The following is an 18,757-nucleotide window of genomic DNA, read 5'->3' on the forward strand; positions in this document are numbered from 1 at the left end:
AAGGATGGTTAGGGGTTGTGGAATCGTTAGTTGGTTTTCTTGTAGTTCAGAATGGCCCAGCCATTAAGAATTACTGCCATCAATGTAACTACCCCGACATGCGGCAGCACGTCCCTGAAGCTACTGCCTTTAAGTACGACCATCCGCATTACCTCGATCATGTAGCGCACCGGGTTAGCACGCGTGATCAGCTTGGCCCAGTCTGGCATACTGTCGATCGACGTGAACAGACCTCCCAGCAGTATGAACAGCATCATGAAAAAGAACATGATGAACATCGCCTGCTGCTGGGTATCACAAAACGTCGATACCAGTAAGCCAAAACCCAAAACGGCCAGCAAATACACGGAAATGAATGCGTAAAGCGTAAGCAAACTGCCGACCGGTACGATCCCGTACACAAACCGTGCTACCAGGAGACCTATTGTGAAAACGATATTGGCCAGCACCCAGAAAGGGATCAGTTTACCCAATATAAAAATGTGCTTTTTGATCGGCGTCACGTTGATCTGCTCGATCGTCCCGATTTCCTTTTCCCGCACGATGTTCAGTGCGGACAAAAACCCGCCCACCATTGTGATCAGGATCGCCAGAATGCCCGGGACGATAAATACCTTGTAATTCAAAACCGGATTGAACCAGTTCGAGGCCACCACGTCGATCACAGGAAACTGGCTAAACCGCGGCGGTGTGACGAGCTGCATCCGGATGTCTGCATTGAAATCCCCGATTATAGTTCCTAAATAAGAGCCGCCCAGGCTCGCCTTGGTACCGTTAATCGCGTTGACGGCCACAAAAAGCTTTTCGTGATCTTCCCGGATCAGGTTTCTTTCAAAATCATGCGGGATTTCGAGGATCAGATCAGCCTTATCGGATTCAATCAGGCTAAATGCCTCTTTGAATGACGCATTGTAACCCGTGAGCCGGAAGTAGCCGGATGCGACAATTTTAGCAATCAGTTTCTGGGAATAGGGCGATTTGTCATGATCGACGACCGATAAATTGATATTCCTCACCTCATAATCAGCTGCCAGCGGCATGATTATCAGCTGCACCAGCGGCATAAAAAAGATCATTGCCACAATGGCCTTATCCCTGAAAATCTGCCTGAATTCTTTGCGTAACAAAAATCGTAATGTCCTCATTGCAAACGGATTTTAAAACTCTTCAAACTGACCAGCAGCAGAAATACGGTCATACCGGACAAAATCAGTGTTTCTTTCCAAAGCTCGGTTAATCCTAACCCTTTGATCATGATCGATTTGACGATAATGTAAAACCATTTGGAAGGCACAATGTTGGAAATGACTTGCAATGGCACGGGCATATTCTCGATCGGGAACAGAAAACCGCTGAACATCATCGTCGGCAACAGCATGCCCATCAGCGAGATAAGCATGGCGATTTGTTGGGAGGAAGTTTTGATGGATATGAAAATACCCAGCGCCAGACAGGTGACAATAAACAATGTGCTTTCCGCAAACAGCAGTGCCACGCTTCCTTTCACCGGCAAGTCCAGCACAAAAACGCTGAGCAGCAATATCGCGGTCACATTCACGAGCGACAAAACGAGGTAAGGAAATGCCTTGGCAAATATCACCAGCACCGGCTTGAATGGCGACACGAGCAGGATTTCCATCGTACCGGTTTCCTTCTCCCGGACGATAGAAATGGCGGTCATCATCACCGAAACCAGCAGCAGCACCAGCGCCATCACGCCTGGTACGAAACCATGCGCGCCTTTGAGCTGCGGATTGTAGAGCATTCGCACCTCGGATGTAATACGGTAGGGAATTTCCAGGTTCTGATTAATCTGGTTCTGGTAATCCATGATGATCGACGACAGGTAATTGGTGACCATATTCGCGGTATTGACGTCGCTGGCGTCGGTAATGATCTGGATCTGCGCCTTATTCTGGTGTAGTAAATCCTCGTTAAAATTGGCTGGAAATACTACCACAGCTTTGATCCTCCCCTTCTGAAACGTACTCAATATTTCGCTGTGGCTCAACGCAGCCTGCCGGATGTCGAAGTACCGGCTCGAACCGATCTTCGTCAGCAGTTCCTGCGAGGCATTGTCTCTGGCATAATCCACCACCAGGATTTCGGAATCCTTCACCTCGTTGGTCAATGCAAAGCCGAATATCAATATCTGCGCGATGGGCATCCCAAACAGGATCAGCAGCGTGCGGCGGTCGCGGAGCACGTGGTAAAATTCCTTTCTGACAAAGGCGAGAAACTGTTTCATGACTAGTCCCCTCTTTTTGCGCCGCGCGCGAGTTGGTAAAACACTTCGTCCATCGACCGCACATGAAAGCTGTTTTTCAGGTTTGCCGGCGTGTCGAGGACTTCCATTTTTCCATCCACCATGATCGATATACGATGGCAATACTCGGCCTCGTCCATGTAATGCGTGGTCACGAAAACGGTAATGCCGCTATCGGCGGCTTCGTAGATCATGTCCCAAAATTGCCGGCGGGTCACGGGGTCTACCCCGCCCGTAGGCTCGTCGAGAAACACAATTTTGGGATCATGCAACACAGCCACCGAGAAAGAAAGTTTCTGTTTCCAGCCGAGCGGAAGCGATCCTACCAGCTTGTTCGCTTCGCTTTTCAGCCCTAGCCTTTGAAGTAATTCTTCGGTTTTGGATTTGATACGCTCGTCGGAAAGACCGTAAATGCCCCCGAAAAACTCGATGTTTTCCAGCACCGTCAGGTTTTCGTAAAGCGAAAACTTCTGGCTCATGTAGCCGATATTCTTCTTGATCTGCTCAGTCTGCGTGTACACATCATACCCCGCAATGGTCGCCTTGCCAGAACTGGGAGCAGAAAGGCCGCATAGCATGCGCATGGCAGTGGTTTTGCCGGCGCCATTTGCGCCGAGGAAGCCGAAAATCTCCCCCTTATGTACGTCGAATGTAATTTCGTTGGTGGCTATAAAGTCCCCGAACCGCTTGGTAAGCTTCTCGCAGACTATCACTTTATCGTCCTGCATCATGGCGGTTTTTAATGTAATAATTTGATAAATGAATCCTCGATTGTTACCTCGGCCTCTTTCACCTCCACGCCTGTAAGTCCGCGCTCTCGCAGGTATGCCTGCAATGGGCGCGTGTCCGTATCTGCGTCGCGTAGCACTGCATGTGCGTACTCGCCGAAAGCGTAACTGTTCAGAATGTCCGGATGCGCTTCAAGGGTTTTCAGTAATTGGTACATTTCGTTGGCCTTAATGGCCAGCAGCCGGTCGGGATAGTTATTTACGATATTCTTGGGCCTGTCGATAGACAGTATTTTACCACCCTGAATCAATGCAATGCGGTCACAAAGAGAGGCTTCGTCCATGTAGGGCGTCGAAACGAGGATCGTAATGTTCTGTTCTTTCAACCTCCTGAGCATTTCCCAAAACTCCTTTCGCGAAACGGGGTCGACACCCGTGGTAGGTTCGTCCAGAAATAATGTGGTGGGTTTGTGGATCAATGCACAACATAATGCCAGTTTCTGCTTCATCCCACCGGACAGCTTTCCCGCACGCCGGTTTTTAAAAGGCTCGATCTGTACGTAAATGTCTTTGATCAAATGGTAGTTTTCCTCAATCGTCGTACCGAAAACGGTAGCGAAGAAATGCAGGTTTTCTTCGATAGTCAGGTCCTGGTAGAGCGAAAATTTACCGGGCATATACCCCACCGTACTGCGTATTTGCCTGAAATCCTTCACGATGTCATACCCGTCTACACTCCCCGAGCCGCCATCGGGCAGCAGGAGCGTGGTCAGCATCCTGAAAATGCTGGTCTTGCCGGCGCCGTCGGGCCCTATCAACCCGAAAAGCTCGCCCTTATTGACGGAAAACGACACATCATCTACCGCCACAGCTCTATCCGTGCCGTAAGTTTTGATCAGATTTTTGACAACAACCGCTTCCATTATTTCAGCGCGACTTCACCGTACATGCCTATTTTCAGATATCCGTCATTCTTTACCCGGATCTTCACCGCGTAAACCAGGTTCGCGCGTTCGTCCTTTGTCTGAATGGTCTTGGGGGTAAATTCCGCCTTGCTGCTGATCCACTCGATCGTCCCGGGCAACTCACGGTACTGGCCGCCGGCACTGTCCACGAGCACTTTTACCTGCTGATTGAGCTTAATGCCCGTCAGTTGGTCTCCCGTCAGATAGGCGCGCAGAATAATTGTGGAGAGATCCGCGATTTTGTACAGAGGCTTCCCTGCCGCGGCGACTTCATTTGCCTCCGCGTATTTCGTCAGCACGGTACCATTCACTTCGTTGACAATCCTCGTTTTGGCAAGCTGATCGTTAATCTGCTCGATCTGGGCAACCAGCGGCTGCACATCCGCCCGCAAGCCGGATGTTTGCGTTTTCAAAACCGACGTTTGCGCGGCGTCCTGCTTACGGATTACGTCCAGCTGCTTTTGCAATTCTTCAACTTGCGCATTGATATCGTCGAGTTGCTTAGGTGTAGCCGCATCGGCTTTAAGCAAGTTCTGAACACGTTTCTGCTCGTGGAGCAGATTATCTAGCCGCACCTGCGACACAGCGATCTGCTGTTTGTAAACATTTGTCTGCGCCGCAATGTCGGGCAGGCGGCTGCCAGTAGCCCTGATTTGCGCTTCGAGTTGCTTTTTGCGCAGCGACAATTGTAAACTATCAATATATCCCACGGTCTGCCCGGCTTTCAGCTGCTGGCCTTCTTCCAGGTCCAGCGCCATAATGCGGCCCGTTGCCTCGGCGGAAACGATCGTTTCCACAGCCTCGAATGTCCCCGAAGCATCGTAGAGATTCTCTTTTCCATTACAGGCCGCTATCGCCGCAGCCAATATGATCAGATAAGAATATGTTTTCATGTGTTTGTATTTAAATGCTTATTCAAAATGGGTACCCAGCGTGTTATCGAGGCTATACTGCGACATCAGCAGCTGAATACCGTGCAGGATCTTACTCAGCCGCGCCTGATCTTCGGCATTCACTTCACGCAGGAAGTCGTTGGTGTTAATCACGCCGTTTTCGAGTTGGGCCGCGGCTGTGGTCTTAATGCTTTCGCGGAGCGTGATAATCTCATCGTCCGTCCTCAGCAACTGGCTGAAACGATCGAGTTCCGCGCTTTGCTGTTTGGCTACCAGATTGGTATTGAAAAGAAATGTCTCCTTTTGAAGCTGAATGGCATCCCGGTTGCTGCGGATCAGCTCCCGGTCCTTCTTAATGGTATATAATCCGGAAAGTGACCAGTTCAGCCGCAGTCCGGTAATGTAATACGGATTGAAGCCATTGCTAAGAATATTCAATGCGGGCCGGCCGTAACCTCCCTGGAAGAAAAAGTTGAGTTTCGGGCGGTTGCGAACGTCCAGCAGTTGTGATTGCACATCCAGGCTACGGTTTTGGGCGTCATAAAGTTTGAGTTCCGGCCGGTTAATATCGCCTCCCGCCACCAGGCCCGCAGGCTTTTCCAGCACTGCTGAATCGCCCAATGACTGGCCTGTCAGCATTCCCAACATTTCCAGGTATGCTTTCCGGCTCGCATTCAGATCAATGGCACGCTGGTCGGCTTTCAGTAATTCCGCTTTCAGAGTATTCGCATTGCTTTTGAATGCGGTCCCGTTGTCGATGAGCGCCTGCACTTTACGAATCCCCAGGTTGATATCCTTTTTCAGCAAATCATTTTGTTTCAGCTGCTCGTCGAGCATTAATACGCCGAAAAACAATTGGTTCACCCGCTCGTTGAGCTTGTATAATTCCACTTCCAGCTTTTGGGATTCCACCAGCGCGTTCGCCTCATGCGAGCGTACCTGTGTACGGACGTTGCCTCCGTCGTAAACCGCCTGGTTTAACTCGCCGTAAACCTTGTACTGATCTTTGCTAATGCTTGGAAACTCTACACCAGGGATCGAAACGGGCAGTTTAAATTCCGTCACCGCCGACTGGTACGTGGCCTGCCCCTGGACCATAAGCTGCGGCAAATAGCCCTTTGCGGCATTGCTCACCGAGTAGTCCCGGGCCTTTTCGATCAGCCCCTGCTGCCTGATCATCGGGTAGTTTTTCCGGGCGAGCCGGTAAGCTTCCCGGATCGTCAGTGGCCCGTCCTGCGCTCTTAGGCACGTGGTTATCAGCGCAAAAACACTGATCACCAATGGCATTCTGAATCCATTAATCATTTTATTTATTCGATTTATTTAATCATTTGATTAATTTCTATTCAAAAAAATAGGGCGGTTAACCCTGATCCAACATCAGTTTCATCCACGCCGGAACCAGCTTTTTACGCTGCTCCATCAGTTGCCGGTATATGTCTTCATTGCCCAGGATCGGTTGCAACACCGGCTTTGCGACAAACGGAAACAAGTTCATTCCCAGCAGGTTCATCAGAAAATGAAATGGGTTAATATCACTTCTGCGCTCTACGAGCTGCTTGATGAAAACCGATTCCGTGAGATGCTTCCGGGCCTGAAACCGGTTTGAAAGCTGCTCGGGATTGTTGCGGATTTCACTCAGCACGAAAATCGGCAGATCGGGATGTTCCAGAAGCATATTAATGTAGCTCTCCGTGATCTTTTCCAGTTTCTCTTCTAATGTCGTCGACTCGTCATTGAGAACCGGCCCCAATACGCCGAACAACTTGTCGATCCGCTCGGCCATCACAATTTGAAAAAGCTTTTCCTTGCTGCGGAAATAGTAGTTCAGCAGCGCCAGGTTAATACCCGCTTCTTCGGCAATATCCCTCGTACGCGCATTCCCGTATCCCTTTTTGGTGAATACGATGCCCGCCGCCTCCTTGATCTTCTCTTCCGTGCTCAGGTCCAACTCCGCTTTTTTTGCTTTCGCCATCAGTCAATTTCCGTTTGATGCTTCAAAGGTAACGTTATCTTCGATTTAACCAAAATATTTAATCAAATGATTAAATATTTTGGTTAATACTCTTTTCATTAACTTTTACGAGAAAATACGGCAACTCAAAATAGCTCTATGATCCGTAAATCTATCATGCACTCATGACTTCATCATCTTTTAAAAAATGGCTTCCCGGAATACTCTTCCTATCGGCCCAGGTCACTAACACACTGTATGAACTTACCCAGGACACCCGGACAATCTCCTGGGCGCCGCATACTACGCAGGTCTTCTACCGCATTGACGCTTTCCAGAATGGCGTTACCTGGGGCCGGCAGGCCGTCGAGGCCCGTTACGGGTTAGCCCAAACTCAATGGGAGGCACATGCGCCGGGTAATCTCAGGCGGCTTGTCACTTCGGTAGAAGCACAAGCTCCTACTCACCCCGACAGCGTCAGGATTTCTTATCGCCGTAATGGGGCACCGGAACAAACGTATCTGTGGAAAGCCAGCCGTTGAGCACTATGCGCCATCTTAATCCTTTCTATGTTATGGGAAAGGCCGTCGTACCCGAGCTCGTGCTCGCAGTGCGAATGCTGGCCATCTATCTGCTTTTGACGGGAGAGTTTCCCTTCAATGGCAACCAGGGCGGCGGCAGGTTCTACCCGCTCATTGAGTGGCTGGGCGAACTGGGCACCGACGAGGAGTTCAATATGGGCGTCAGGTTGCTGTTCCTGAGCGGCATCGGCTTGCTCCTGTTTTCGCGCTTTGTACGTTTTGGCGCACTGTGCGTCGGTCTGGCATTCGTCACCGGGCTCCTTTCCTGCCAGATATGCATCTCCGTGGCCCACCTTTTTACGGGTTGTGTGTTCCTGTGCACCGGGCTTAGCAACCATGTTACGGGAACAGACCTGATCCGTTTCCAACTCGCGGTGCTCTACCTGGGCGCCGACCTGAACAAGGTTTTCGATCCCGACTGGTGGACCGGCGCCAGTATGGAGACACTTTTGGTAACCAAACATCAGATCGCATCCTATATAGAGGCTGCCAGCATTTTCCCCCGTGGTTTTTTGTCACAAATGATGGGCATAGGAGTGATTGTATTACAAATCAGTATTGCTATCCTCCTGCTTCGCCGGGCGACTATCGTTTATGCAATGCTATTGGCGCTTGTTCTGCATTTGCCGATGGTGTTATTAATGCAAATGACATTCGGGCCGTTTCTCTTCGCGCTGGTTACCGCCTATGGCTCTTTGCTCACATGGCCGCGGCGCCTGGCTTACGATAACCGTTTGCACAGTAGCGTGCTGGCTAAATGGTTGACGTGGCTGGATTTTAATCGACAAATGAATCCCTGCGCAGGTGATGCAAAGGAGTCGCTAACCTCCTGGCTGAGGACCGGCCTGCATTACCTGGCACACCCTGCTATGCTGTTGTCCATGACCGTTCTGACTGCCGCTATGGTGCGCTATGGCCAATTAATTCCCCTGACCTCAGTCGTAGTCGCGGCGTATTGGCTTTACGCCTGGCCGCAGCGGAAGCACGCAAGACGAGCGCCTTCGCCCGCAGGTGTGTGAGCACGCTTGTCATTTTTAGTTTGAACTTCTGTTTGAAAACATCTTGAAATATTAATTACCCTCGTAATTTTGTGATTGCTTTGACCTGAACTATATATTCAAAGCATTGGAATAGGAACAACTTTCATGAAGAAAATCCGTAATTTTTGCATTATTGCCCACATTGACCACGGGAAAAGTACCCTGGCGGACCGTCTGCTGGAATTTACCAAAACTGTATCGCAGCGCGAAATGCAGGCGCAATTGCTCGACAATATGGATCTGGAACGTGAACGCGGCATCACTATCAAGAGCCACGCGATCCAGATGAACTACATTTATAAAGGAGAAGAATATATACTCAACCTGATCGACACCCCGGGCCACGTGGATTTTTCCTACGAGGTTTCCCGCTCGATCGCTGCCTGTGAAGGCGCATTGCTGCTCGTGGATGCCTCACAAGGCACCGAAGCGCAGACGATCTCCAACCTCTACCTGGCGATCAACCATGACCTGGTAATCATCCCCGTTTTGAACAAGATCGACCTTCCCGGCGCCATGCCCGAGGAAATCAAGGACGAAATGGTGGATCTGCTGGGCTGCGACCGCGGCGACATTATTCCTGCCAGCGGTAAAGAAGGTATCGGCATTGAGGACATCCTGAATGCAATTGTAGAACGCATCCCTGCCCCTGTCGGCGATCCGGAAGGCCCGCTGCAAGCGCTGATCTTCGACTCGGTTTTTAACTCGTACCGCGGTATCGAGGTAATCTTCCGTGTGAAAAACGGCAGCATCAGGAAAGGCGACAAAGTGAAGTTCATGGCGACCGGCAAGGAATATATTGCCGACGAAATCGGGACGCTGGGATTACAGCAAATACCCAAACAAGTGGTCGAATGCGGCGACGTTGGTTACCTTATTTCGGGTATCAAAGTAGCCAAGGAGGTGAAGGTAGGCGATACTTTCACGCATATCGACCGCCCTGCGAGCGAAGCGATTGTAGGTTTCTCGGAGGTTAAACCGATGGTTTTTGCCGGTATTTACCCGGTTGATACCAGCGAGTTCGAAGAGCTTCGCGAGGCAATGGAAAAATTGCAGCTGAATGACGCGGCATTGGTTTGGGAACCTGAAACTTCGGCGGCACTCGGTTTTGGCTTCCGTTGCGGCTTCCTGGGAATGCTACACATGGAGATCGTCCAGGAACGTCTGGAGCGCGAGTTCGATATGACCGTGATCACGACGGTACCTTCCGTGCAGTTCCGTGTTTTGACTACCAAAGACAAAATCCTGAATATCAGCGCTCCGTCAGAAATGCCTGAGCCCAACCATATTAAATATATCGAAGAGCCGTACATCAATGCACAGATCATCACCAAATCGGACTACATCGGCCCGATCCTGAACCTGTGTATGGACAAACGGGGTATCCTCAAAAACCAGATTTACCTCACTGCCGAGCGCGTGGAGCTGCAATTCCTCATCCCGCTGGCCGAGGTGGTTTTTGATTTCTTCGATAAACTGAAAACAATCTCCCGCGGTTACGCTTCACTCGACTATGAACTGGCAGGTTACCAGGAGTCGGACATGGTGAAACTCGACGTGATGCTCAACGGCGAGGCGGTGGATGCATTGTCAGCTATCGTACACCGTTCGAAATCTTACGAATGGGGTAAAAAACTTTGCGAAAAGCTACGTGAGCTGATTCCACGCCAAATGTTCGAGATCGCCATCCAGGCAGCCATCGGACAGAAGATCATCGCCCGCGAAACCGTAAAAGCCATGCGGAAGGACGTTTTGGCCAAATGTTACGGCGGTGACATTTCCCGTAAGCGCAAGCTCCTCGAAAAACAGAAGAAAGGTAAGAAGCGGATGCGCCAGGTGGGTAGTGTAGAAATTCCGCAGGAAGCATTTATGGCCGTTTTGAAGATCAACTAGTAATTCCACGATATGAAAGCAAAATACCAGCATTACTACCTCAGAGGGTTGTTGCTGGTATTTTTGCTTTATCATGCGCCCACCATTTTCCTGGGCCAGAGGGCATATTTCAATGCCTTCGACTCGCTCGATTCGTTTGTGGTATGGTACCGGCTCGCCACGCAGGACGCCTACGCATGGGCGCCCTCGTACGCGATCATCGAGCCTTTTATGGGAGGTGTGCCGAAATTCACGCTGGTAAGCACCTATAATGTATATTACTGGCTCAATCTCCTGCTACCTACTTTTACAGCTTTCCAGTTCTACAATGTCTTCATCAGCGGTGTCGCACTGATCGGCATGTGGCTGCTTTGTCGGCGGCATTTGGCTGCCAACGAGCCTGTTTCGGCCTTTCTGGCTTTATCATTTGCATTTACCCCCTTCCTGCCAACCTGGGGACTGAGCATTGCGGGCCAGCCGCTTCTGGTATTTACCGTCCTGAATATTCGCAAAGAAAGCCCGGCCATCTGGAACTGGCTGATCCTGGCGGCGTTTCCATTTACCTCCAATTTCCAGTCAGCCGGGGTATTCATTCTGTCTGCATTCGGAGCGTTGATTGGCTATGACATTGTTCAAAAACGTCCGGTTAAACGACTGCTTCTGGCGTTTGCAATCTTGCTGGGCGTGTATTTGGTCACGAAGGTCGACCTGATACAGAATTTACTCGGAGGGGAAGGATTTGTTTCACACCGGATGGAGATGCGACGGTTTCCGGTGCCGCTGGGTGTTTGCTTTAAAATATTTGCCCGGTACTTCCTGCTCGGCAATGTCGATGTGGCGTTGTCGCTACATACGTTCGTGCTCCTGCCGTTTGTGTGCCTGGTTTATGCGTTACATGTTATTCGCAAAAGGGAATTACCGCGGGGCATTACTATTACGCTGGGCATTATTACACTTATCTGCTTTTACATTGCGATCCTGAACTGGGAGCCGCTGGTGGACCTCCGGAACAGCTCCGATCTGCTGCGTATGTTCAGCCTGGAAAGGTTTCATATCTTTCTGCAAATGCTCTGGCACATTGCGGCAGGGCAGGCATTGCTATTGATTGTTCCCCGATACCGGCATCGCGTTTTGATCGTTGTTGCAACCATGCAGCTTGCGGTTTGTTTCGCCTACCAGCCCACCTATTACGAACGCTTCGTCAAAAAATTCGTCTCCATTGTTCCCTATCACTACATCTTCACCTACGAGGATTACTATGCCGAGCGGATGTTCGACAATATCAAAACGGCCATCGGCAAGCCGGTAGACACCTACCGCGTAGCGAGTATCGGCATTCCGCCGGCGGTGGCCCAATACAATGGCATGTGGACGATCGACGGGTATTCGAGCAATTATCCCCTTCCTTATAAACACCAGTTCCGGAACATCATCGCCGGTGAACTCGAAAAGAACAGTAACAACCGGGGCTTCTTCGACTTCTGGGGCAGCCAGAGCATTGTCGTGTACGACCAGGGGTTACCCTATTTTGAAACCCACATGACGCGTGGCATGGCCCCTTCCGAGCGCCCGATTACGCTCTCGCATGAGGCATTACGCGAGCTCGGCTGCGACTACATTTTGTCTGTGGAAAACATCGCAAGCCCGGAAAAGTCGGGCTTGCGTAAGCTGGCGATATTCCGTTCAGCGATCTGGCATTTGAGTCTTTATGAAGTCATTAACACTCAGTGACGTATATGTAACCGAAAGATATTTATTACCGGTTAAAAAGTCGTGATTAACGGGTTGCCCATTGGGGACATTTTTGCGTATATTCACACACTAAAAGATCCCCTTTCTTTATGAGCATCGTAGTTTCCAACATCAAATTTCACAATAACCAACAGCTCGATTACTTCGGGCATAAGATCAAAAAAACGATGATCCCGGTTTCTTCGCCTTACGTGCGCAGGCATGTGAAAGAAGTAATCGACTTTGCGGGAATCAAAAAATCCGATCGGATTATCGATGTGGCTTGTGGAATGGGGAAATATACACTGAACTTCCTCGCTCAGGGTTACCGGGTGGAGGGGCTCGATTTGTCGCCATTCCTTTTGCAGCAGCTATTGGTCTATAACGACAACAAGTTTCCCGTCAAGCTCCACGCCGCCGATATTCTGGACGCTCCCGAAGAGCTCAATGACCAGTTTGATGTGGTAATGGGCTTCATGGCCCTTCATCATTTTCATAGCCTGCATGCTTGTTTCCAGGCCATGTACCGGATATGCAAACCGGGCGGAAAACTGGTATTTCTCGAACCGAACGCGTATAACCCGCTTTACTACCTGCAAATCGCATTAACGCCCGGGATGTCCTGGGAAGGAGATAAGGGGGTGGCGGACATGACCAAAAAGAAGCTGTTCAGCGCGATGGATTACGCCGGTTGGAAGAATTTGAAGATGAAAAGATTTGGCTTTTACCCGCCCTTCCTCTCTAATACCACATTAGGCCAGAAAAGCGAACCTGTCCTGGAAAAAATTCCTGGATTGAACACTTTTCTGCCTTTCCAGATCATCACAGCAGAAAAAAGATGATTGAAGAAAAAAGAGAAAAGTGGCTTGTTTCCTATCCGGACGACGGCAACTCGGTGTGTTTTGAAATGGAAGACATGTCATTCTGGTATCAGCACCGGAACGGCTGCCTTGTGGAGGCTATGAAAGCGAATGGTTTTCCCGAAGATTTTCTCGATATCGGAGGCGGCAACGGCATTACCGCATTGGCGATGCAGAACGCAGGCTACAACGTAACGCTGGTCGAGCCCTATGCGACCGGGATCGAGAACGCCCGGAAGAGAGGAATCCGGTCGACGATCCAGAATACTTTGGAAGAATATGTAGCCAAAGTTAATGGAACAGCCCCCGCAGCTGGGTTTTTCGATGTGATGGAGCATATCAGTGACGATAAATCCTTTCTCGAAAATATCAACCGGCTGCTTACTCCCGACGGGCGGATCATGCTCACGGTACCCGCATTTCAGAGCCTGTGGTCGGAAAACGACGTGCAGTTGGGGCATTTCAGGCGGTACACCCTCGGACAGCTCTCCGCACTGCTTGCGGAGGCGGGATTCAAGGTGACTTATGCCACCTATTTTTTTTCGCTCGTGTGGGCACCGATGTGGCTTGCGCGGGTATTACCGGAAAAATTCGGGATTAAAAAAGATAACACTCCGGAAAAGAAACGGAACGAACATATGGCCGGCCGCCCTGCCGCAGCGCGTTTATTGAGACGTTTGCTGGGCTGGGAAATAAACGCCATCCGAAGCAGGAAAAGAATCCCATTTGGTACCAGTTGCCTGATCGTTGCACAGAAAACAAGAGGCTTGTGAAGCAAAATTTACACGACCATTTCCAGCTCTTTCTATTCTCGACCGACCCAGCGATCGTCCGAACGGCCATCGCAGCGGGCGTGGACGGCATCATTGTTGATTGGGAGAACCAGGGAAAGAAGCTCAGGCAAGAGAATTTCGATACGCAGATCAATTATGATACCTATGAAGATCTGTGCCGCGTGCGGGAAGTAACGCCGGCGGGTAAGCTGATTTGCAGGATCAACGGCTTCTCTCCCGAGTATACGTACGAGGAAGTCGAGCTCGCGTTGCGCGCGGGAGCCGATGAGATCTTCCTGCCGATGGTCAGGACGGTTGCAGAGGCACGTGACACGCTGCAAATGATCGGCGGGCGGGCCGGGTTTAACATCCTGATCGAAACGACCTCGGCACTCGACTGCGTCACCGAACTCAGCAAATTACCGCTCCGCAGGGCCTACATAGGGCTCAACGACCTGCATATTCAGCAAAACAGCAGGAATATTTTCGTTCCGCTCATGAATGGCACGGTAACCGACATTCGCCGGCAGTTCGAAATACCACTCGGCGCAGGAGGTGTGACCTACCCCCCGAATGGCATGCCGATCGCCAGCAAATACCTGATCAACGAATATGCCCGCCTGGGGATCGATTTTAGCTTCCTGCGCCGCACGTTCATCAAAGACTACGCTAACCATAGCATGGAACATATGGTCCATCATATCCGCAAAGCCTATGATGAAGCCCGCAGGCGATCTCATGAGGAGGTATCTGCCGATTTCCACGCATTCCGCGAGCAGGTCGAAAGCTGGACCACCAATCCGCACCACGCATGATCCTTCTGATGTATGACCCGGTACAGGCCCATTTACAGCGCCTGCAACAAGCCGCGCCGGATCAGGAAATAGCCATTGCACACTCACTGGAAGAGGCACAGCAACTCATCGAGAATGCTGAGATCGTGCTGGGTAACCGCTATTTTATTCAAAGTCTCCCCTTTGCCAAAAAGCTTCGCTGGATGCAATCCAATTCGGTGGGGGTCGACATTATATTAACGCAAAAGCAGCTCCTTCTCGACAAGGGCATCACGCTTACCTGCGCCCGCGGTGTGTACGACGCCGAACTGGCCGAACATACCGTCACCCTGCTGCTGGCGCTCTTCCGCAATATCCATTTGCTTCGCGACGAGCAGCATGCACATTCATGGCAGCGGCACAGGTTACGCACATTACACAATAGCCGCTGCCTACTCCTGGGCTGGGGCAGCCTCGCGCAGGAGATCGCACGAATGATTACCGCCATGGGCGGGCGGGTTTCTGCGGTGAGAAACCAAACCGGGGATTCTGAGGAGCAAGGCATTTCAATATTTGGACAGCAAAACTGGCAAGCTCAGTTAGCCGATACGGATGCCCTGATCGTTTGTCTCCCCAAAACTCCGGGAACGCACCATTTCGTAAACGGGGCTATTCTGGATCAACTTCCCCAACAGGCATTTGTGGTCAATATCGGCAGGGGCGGGACGCTCGACGACCAGGCATTACTCGAAAGGGTGCAAACAGGCCAACTGGCCGGCGCGGCGCTGGATGTATTCGAAGAAGAGCCGTTATCTGCCGCACATCCGATCTGGGCGGAGCCTCGAATACTGATTACTCCTCATGTAGGCCGTAGCCTTGAAGGGCCGGAATTCAAATGGCAGCCGCTTTTTGAAGAAAACCTCGCACGCTACGTGCGCGGCGAAGCGCTGCTGAATATTGTCAACTACGAAAAGGGGTATTGATGATCAGCATTGTTGTTCCCGTATATAAAAGTGCTTCTACACTGGTGGCTTTACACGAGCGGGTCAGCCAGGTATCCGCATTGCTGCCTATTTCCTGCGAAATTGTGTATGTCAATGACGCTTCTCCGGATCATTCGCTGGCTATCCTCCAACAGTTGCCGCCGACCATTTCCTTTCATATTATTAACCTGAAAAAGAATGCCGGCCAGAGCAGTGCATTGATTGCCGGAATGGCATTTGCGCGGGGAGACCTTGTTGCCACAATGGACGCCGACTTGCAGGACGAGCCTGAGAACCTGCCGACGTTGATCGGCGCTTTAAAACCGGGGGTGGATGTTGTTTTCGGTAAACGTCAGGGAAAATATGAGTCGCCCGGCAGACTGCTTACCTCCTATTTTTTCAAAGGAATGGTACATTGGTTCTCTGGCAGGAAGATCCCGATGAATGCAGGGCTTTTCATGGTGGCAAGAAAGGAAGTGATGGGTGATTTCATTTCATATTTGCCTCACGCCCCTTACCTCATCGGACTGATCGCCAAAGCAGGTTTGCGATGCGCCACCATCGCAGTGGAGCGCCCGGAGAATGCATTCGGTGAAACCTCCTATACTTTCCGGAAACGTATGCGGGTCGCCCGCAGCTTTTTCCGCACTCTTCGGCTTCCAACTCCGAAACCAGGGCCGGAGCCTGCTGAATGGCTAAATTCACATCTTTTGGCAGATCATTTATATATCGACCCAAAGCAGTGAAAGTATGTTACCAGGGCGCCGTTTAGGGCCCGGCAAATTGGCAAAACCGCGCATCGCGGCCATACCTTACTGATTATCAAGCATTACAAGAAAGATGAATTTTCTGAGAGAGGACTCCAACGACCGATAGGGGCAATTTTATAATGTCAAACATCTCTCCTATTCACCTTTTATTGTAATTTTGACCAAAGTCTGAATTTCGACCAAGAACAAAAATACCTTAACAAGCGATATGGCAGAAGTAATTCGTATGCCCAAGATGAGCGACACCATGGAAGAAGGTGTTATCGCGGAATGGCACAAAAAAGTAGGTGATAAAATTAAATCAGGTGAAGTGATTGCTGAGGTGGAAACCGACAAGGCAACCATGGATCTCGAATCTTACTGGGACGGTACCCTTCTATATATCGGCGTAAAAAAAGGCGACGCAGTACCTATCGACGGTATCATGGCGATCGTAGGCGCTGAAGGTGAAGATTACCAATCGCTGCTTGACGGTGCCAGCAACGGAAACGGATCAGCTCCTGCCGCGCCAGCCGCTCCTGCTGTTGAAACCGTAACACCACAACCCGCCGCTGCCGAGGCAGCCCCTGCTGCGGCAGCCGCTGCTGCGAAACCTGCCGCATCTACCGAAAAAATCAATGCTGCGGTAGTTCGTATGCCTAAAATGAGCGATACCATGGAAGAAGGCACGCTGGTTTCATGGCAGAAAAAAGTGGGTGATAAAGTAAAATCAGGCGATATCCTGGCCGAAGTCGAAACCGACAAGGCCACGATGGAACTGGAAGCATACGAAGACGGTACTCTGCTTTACGTAGGCATTAAAGAAGGCGATGCGGTACCGGTTGACGCGATCATCGCGGTAATCGGTGAAGAAGGAGCGAACGTGGAAGCGTTGCTGGCCCGCGAAAATGGCGAAGCTCCCGCAGAGACTGCCGCCGCGCCTGCGCAAGCTGCATCGACACCCGCTGTAAATGGCTCAGAGAAAGCCGTTTCAGTGGCTGATTCCAACGAGCGCGTAAAAGCATCTCCATTAGCCAAACGCCTGGCTGACGAAAAAGGCATTAACCTGAGCGAAGTTTCAGGAAGCGGCGACAACGGCCGCATCGTAAAACGCGATGTGGACGAGTTCAAACCTGCTGCACAGCCATCAGCTCCTGCGGCTGCACCGGCTGCTCAGCCTGCGGCTGCCAAAGCGGAAGCGGCACCCGTTGCACCTGCGACAGGCGTGGCGACGTCCGGAGATTTTGTGGATACTCCGGTATCGCAAATGCGCAAAACCATTGCGCGCCGCCTGAGCGAAAGCTTGTTCACTGCGCCTCATTTCTACGTGACCATGGAAATCAACATGGACAAGGCGATGGCATTGCGCCCGCAGTTGAACGAAGTGGCTACCGCGAAGATCTCTTTCAACGACATGGTGATCAAAGCCTGCGCCGTGGCATTGAAGCAACATCCTGCCGTAAACTCAGCTTGGCTGGGTGACAAGATCCGTAAATACAACTATGTCAACATCGGTGTGGCAGTAGCGGTGGACGAAGGTCTGCTGGTACCTGTTATCCGCGAAGCTGACAAGAAAACGCTTTCCGCCATTTCAGGCGAAGTGAAAGACCTGGCCGGCAAAGCGAAAGATAAAAAGCTGCAACCGAAAGACTGGGAAGGCAACACATTCTCGGTATCCAACCTCGGTATGTTCGGTGTAGACGAATTCACAGCGATCATCAACCCGCCGGATTCTTGCATCCTGGCGATCGGTGCGATCAAGAAAGTGGCTGCTTTCAAGGAAGATGGAACGGTTTACCCAACCAACATCATGAAGGTAACGCTTTCGGCCGACCACCGCGTAGTTGACGGCGCAACGGCAGCTCAATTCCTGCAAACAGTGAAGAAACTGTTGGAAGAGCCGATGAGCATGCTGGTTTAACCCCAATACAAATGCATGAAAAAGTGTCAGGCCCGCAAGGTCTGGCACTTTTGTTTTAAAAGGGCTTTTGTTTCAAACGCGACAAACATTTGCATTAAATATCAATATGGAGAAAATACACGCTACTACCGTCCTCGGGGTACTGCACAACGGCACTGTCGCACTTGGCGCGGACGGTCAGGCTACAATGGGCAATACAGTTGCCAAGAGTAATGTAAAAAAGATCCGCACGCTGCAAGGCGGCAAAATTCTTGTCGGCTTCGCAGGGTCCACGGCCGACGCATTCACGTTACTGGATCGTTTTGAAGAAAAATTGAATGGCTATGGCGGCAATATGAAACGCGCTGCCATCGAACTGGCCAAAGACTGGCGCACCGACCGCTATTTGCGTAAGCTCGAAGCGATGATGATTACTGCCAATAAGGACGAAATTCTGGTCATTTCGGGAACAGGGGACGTTTTGGAGCCGGAGAATGGTATTGCTTCTATCGGCTCGGGCGGGAACTTTGCATTATCGGCAGCGCAGGCATTGAAAAAACATGCTACCCATCTTTCAGCAGAGGAAATGGTGCGGGAAGGACTTACCATTGCTGCTGATCTTTGCATTTATACCAATCATAATCTGGTGATTGAGAAAGTCGTTCAGTAGTGAAACGGATGGCGCGAAG

The 18,757-nt window shown here is 50.8% G+C and carries 18 protein-coding genes; 11 read left to right on the plus strand and 7 right to left on the minus strand.

The genetic code is table 11. From position 1 onward, the window contains the following. Window positions 1-26: 26 nt before the first annotated feature. Genes AC2YIT_RS15945 through AC2YIT_RS15975 form a run of 7 tightly spaced genes read right to left on the minus strand, consistent with a single transcriptional unit; the run spans window position 27 to window position 6,827 of the window. Window positions 27-1,145 (minus strand): ABC transporter permease, encoded by a 1,119-nt coding sequence (locus AC2YIT_RS15945; RefSeq protein ID WP_487279794.1) that lies wholly within the window; start codon window positions 1,143-1,145, stop codon window positions 27-29. Then, window positions 1,142-2,248, minus strand: a complete 1,107-nt coding sequence (locus AC2YIT_RS15950) for an ABC transporter permease (protein WP_487279795.1) — start codon at window positions 2,246-2,248, stop codon at window positions 1,142-1,144. The genes AC2YIT_RS15945 and AC2YIT_RS15950 overlap by 4 nt, the downstream gene beginning before the upstream one ends. Window positions 2,249-2,250: 2 nt before the next feature. Further along, a complete protein-coding gene (locus tag AC2YIT_RS15955) occupies window positions 2,251-2,997 on the minus strand; it encodes an ABC transporter ATP-binding protein (protein WP_430845406.1) in 747 nt (248 codons plus the stop codon). Between the two features lie 8 nt (window positions 2,998-3,005). After that, window positions 3,006-3,917 (minus strand): ABC transporter ATP-binding protein, encoded by a 912-nt coding sequence (locus AC2YIT_RS15960; RefSeq protein ID WP_430845405.1) that lies wholly within the window; start codon window positions 3,915-3,917, stop codon window positions 3,006-3,008. Continuing rightward, the gene (locus tag AC2YIT_RS15965; protein WP_487279796.1) at window positions 3,917-4,852 is read right to left on the minus strand and encodes an HlyD family secretion protein; all 936 of its coding nucleotides are present in this window, start codon (window positions 4,850-4,852) and stop codon (window positions 3,917-3,919) included. The genes AC2YIT_RS15960 and AC2YIT_RS15965 overlap by 1 nt, the downstream gene beginning before the upstream one ends. 18 nt (window positions 4,853-4,870) lie before the next feature. After that, complete coding sequence (locus AC2YIT_RS15970) at window positions 4,871-6,157, minus strand: TolC family protein (protein WP_487279797.1); 1,287 nt, start codon at window positions 6,155-6,157, stop codon at window positions 4,871-4,873. A 58-nt stretch (window positions 6,158-6,215) separates the two neighbouring features. After that, window positions 6,216-6,827 (minus strand): TetR/AcrR family transcriptional regulator, encoded by a 612-nt coding sequence (locus tag AC2YIT_RS15975; RefSeq protein ID WP_487279798.1) that lies wholly within the window; start codon window positions 6,825-6,827, stop codon window positions 6,216-6,218. A gap of 164 nt (window positions 6,828-6,991) precedes the next feature. Between AC2YIT_RS15975 and AC2YIT_RS15980 the strand changes: the two genes are divergently transcribed. The 11 genes from AC2YIT_RS15980 (at window position 6,992) to hslV (ending at window position 18,738) form a co-directional block, all read left to right on the plus strand. Next, window positions 6,992-7,348 carry a hypothetical protein gene (locus AC2YIT_RS15980; protein ID WP_430845401.1) on the plus strand — a complete coding sequence of 119 codons (357 nt, stop codon included), beginning with the start codon at window positions 6,992-6,994 and terminating at the stop codon, window positions 7,346-7,348. Window positions 7,349-7,380: 32 nt separating this feature from the next. Next, a complete protein-coding gene (locus AC2YIT_RS15985; protein WP_487279799.1) occupies window positions 7,381-8,406 on the plus strand; it encodes an HTTM domain-containing protein in 1,026 nt (341 codons plus the stop codon). Between the two features lie 126 nt (window positions 8,407-8,532). Next, complete coding sequence (lepA, locus tag AC2YIT_RS15990) at window positions 8,533-10,320, plus strand: translation elongation factor 4 (protein WP_487279800.1); 1,788 nt, start codon at window positions 8,533-8,535, stop codon at window positions 10,318-10,320. Between the two features lie 12 nt (window positions 10,321-10,332). Beyond that, window positions 10,333-12,030: a DUF6044 family protein gene (locus AC2YIT_RS15995; RefSeq protein WP_487279801.1), complete on the plus strand. Its 1,698-nt coding sequence runs from the start codon at window positions 10,333-10,335 to the stop codon at window positions 12,028-12,030. Between the two features lie 110 nt (window positions 12,031-12,140). Continuing rightward, window positions 12,141-12,872, plus strand: a complete 732-nt coding sequence (locus tag AC2YIT_RS16000; protein WP_430845397.1) for a class I SAM-dependent methyltransferase — start codon at window positions 12,141-12,143, stop codon at window positions 12,870-12,872. Beyond that, on the plus strand, window positions 12,869-13,663 hold the full coding sequence (locus AC2YIT_RS16005) for a class I SAM-dependent methyltransferase (RefSeq protein ID WP_487279802.1): 795 nt from the start codon (window positions 12,869-12,871) through the stop codon (window positions 13,661-13,663). The genes AC2YIT_RS16000 and AC2YIT_RS16005 overlap by 4 nt, the downstream gene beginning before the upstream one ends. Continuing rightward, window positions 13,660-14,478, plus strand: a complete 819-nt coding sequence (locus AC2YIT_RS16010; protein ID WP_487279803.1) for an aldolase/citrate lyase family protein — start codon at window positions 13,660-13,662, stop codon at window positions 14,476-14,478. Before AC2YIT_RS16005 ends, AC2YIT_RS16010 begins: the two co-directional genes overlap by 4 nt. Continuing rightward, on the plus strand, window positions 14,475-15,419 hold the full coding sequence (locus AC2YIT_RS16015; RefSeq protein ID WP_487279804.1) for a D-2-hydroxyacid dehydrogenase: 945 nt from the start codon (window positions 14,475-14,477) through the stop codon (window positions 15,417-15,419). Before AC2YIT_RS16010 ends, AC2YIT_RS16015 begins: the two co-directional genes overlap by 4 nt. Next, window positions 15,419-16,165, plus strand: coding sequence for a glycosyltransferase family 2 protein (locus AC2YIT_RS16020; RefSeq protein ID WP_487279805.1), 747 nt, complete (start codon window positions 15,419-15,421; stop codon window positions 16,163-16,165). The genes AC2YIT_RS16015 and AC2YIT_RS16020 overlap by 1 nt, the downstream gene beginning before the upstream one ends. 232 nt (window positions 16,166-16,397) lie before the next feature. Then, on the plus strand, window positions 16,398-18,089 hold the full coding sequence (locus AC2YIT_RS16025; RefSeq protein WP_430845392.1) for a pyruvate dehydrogenase complex dihydrolipoamide acetyltransferase: 1,692 nt from the start codon (window positions 16,398-16,400) through the stop codon (window positions 18,087-18,089). 106 nt (window positions 18,090-18,195) lie between these two features. After that, window positions 18,196-18,738: an ATP-dependent protease subunit HslV gene (gene hslV / locus AC2YIT_RS16030; RefSeq protein WP_015815054.1), complete on the plus strand. Its 543-nt coding sequence runs from the start codon at window positions 18,196-18,198 to the stop codon at window positions 18,736-18,738. Window positions 18,739-18,757: the final 19 nt, after the last annotated feature.

Source organism: Dyadobacter sp. SRI_021 (genome assembly GCF_057586235.1).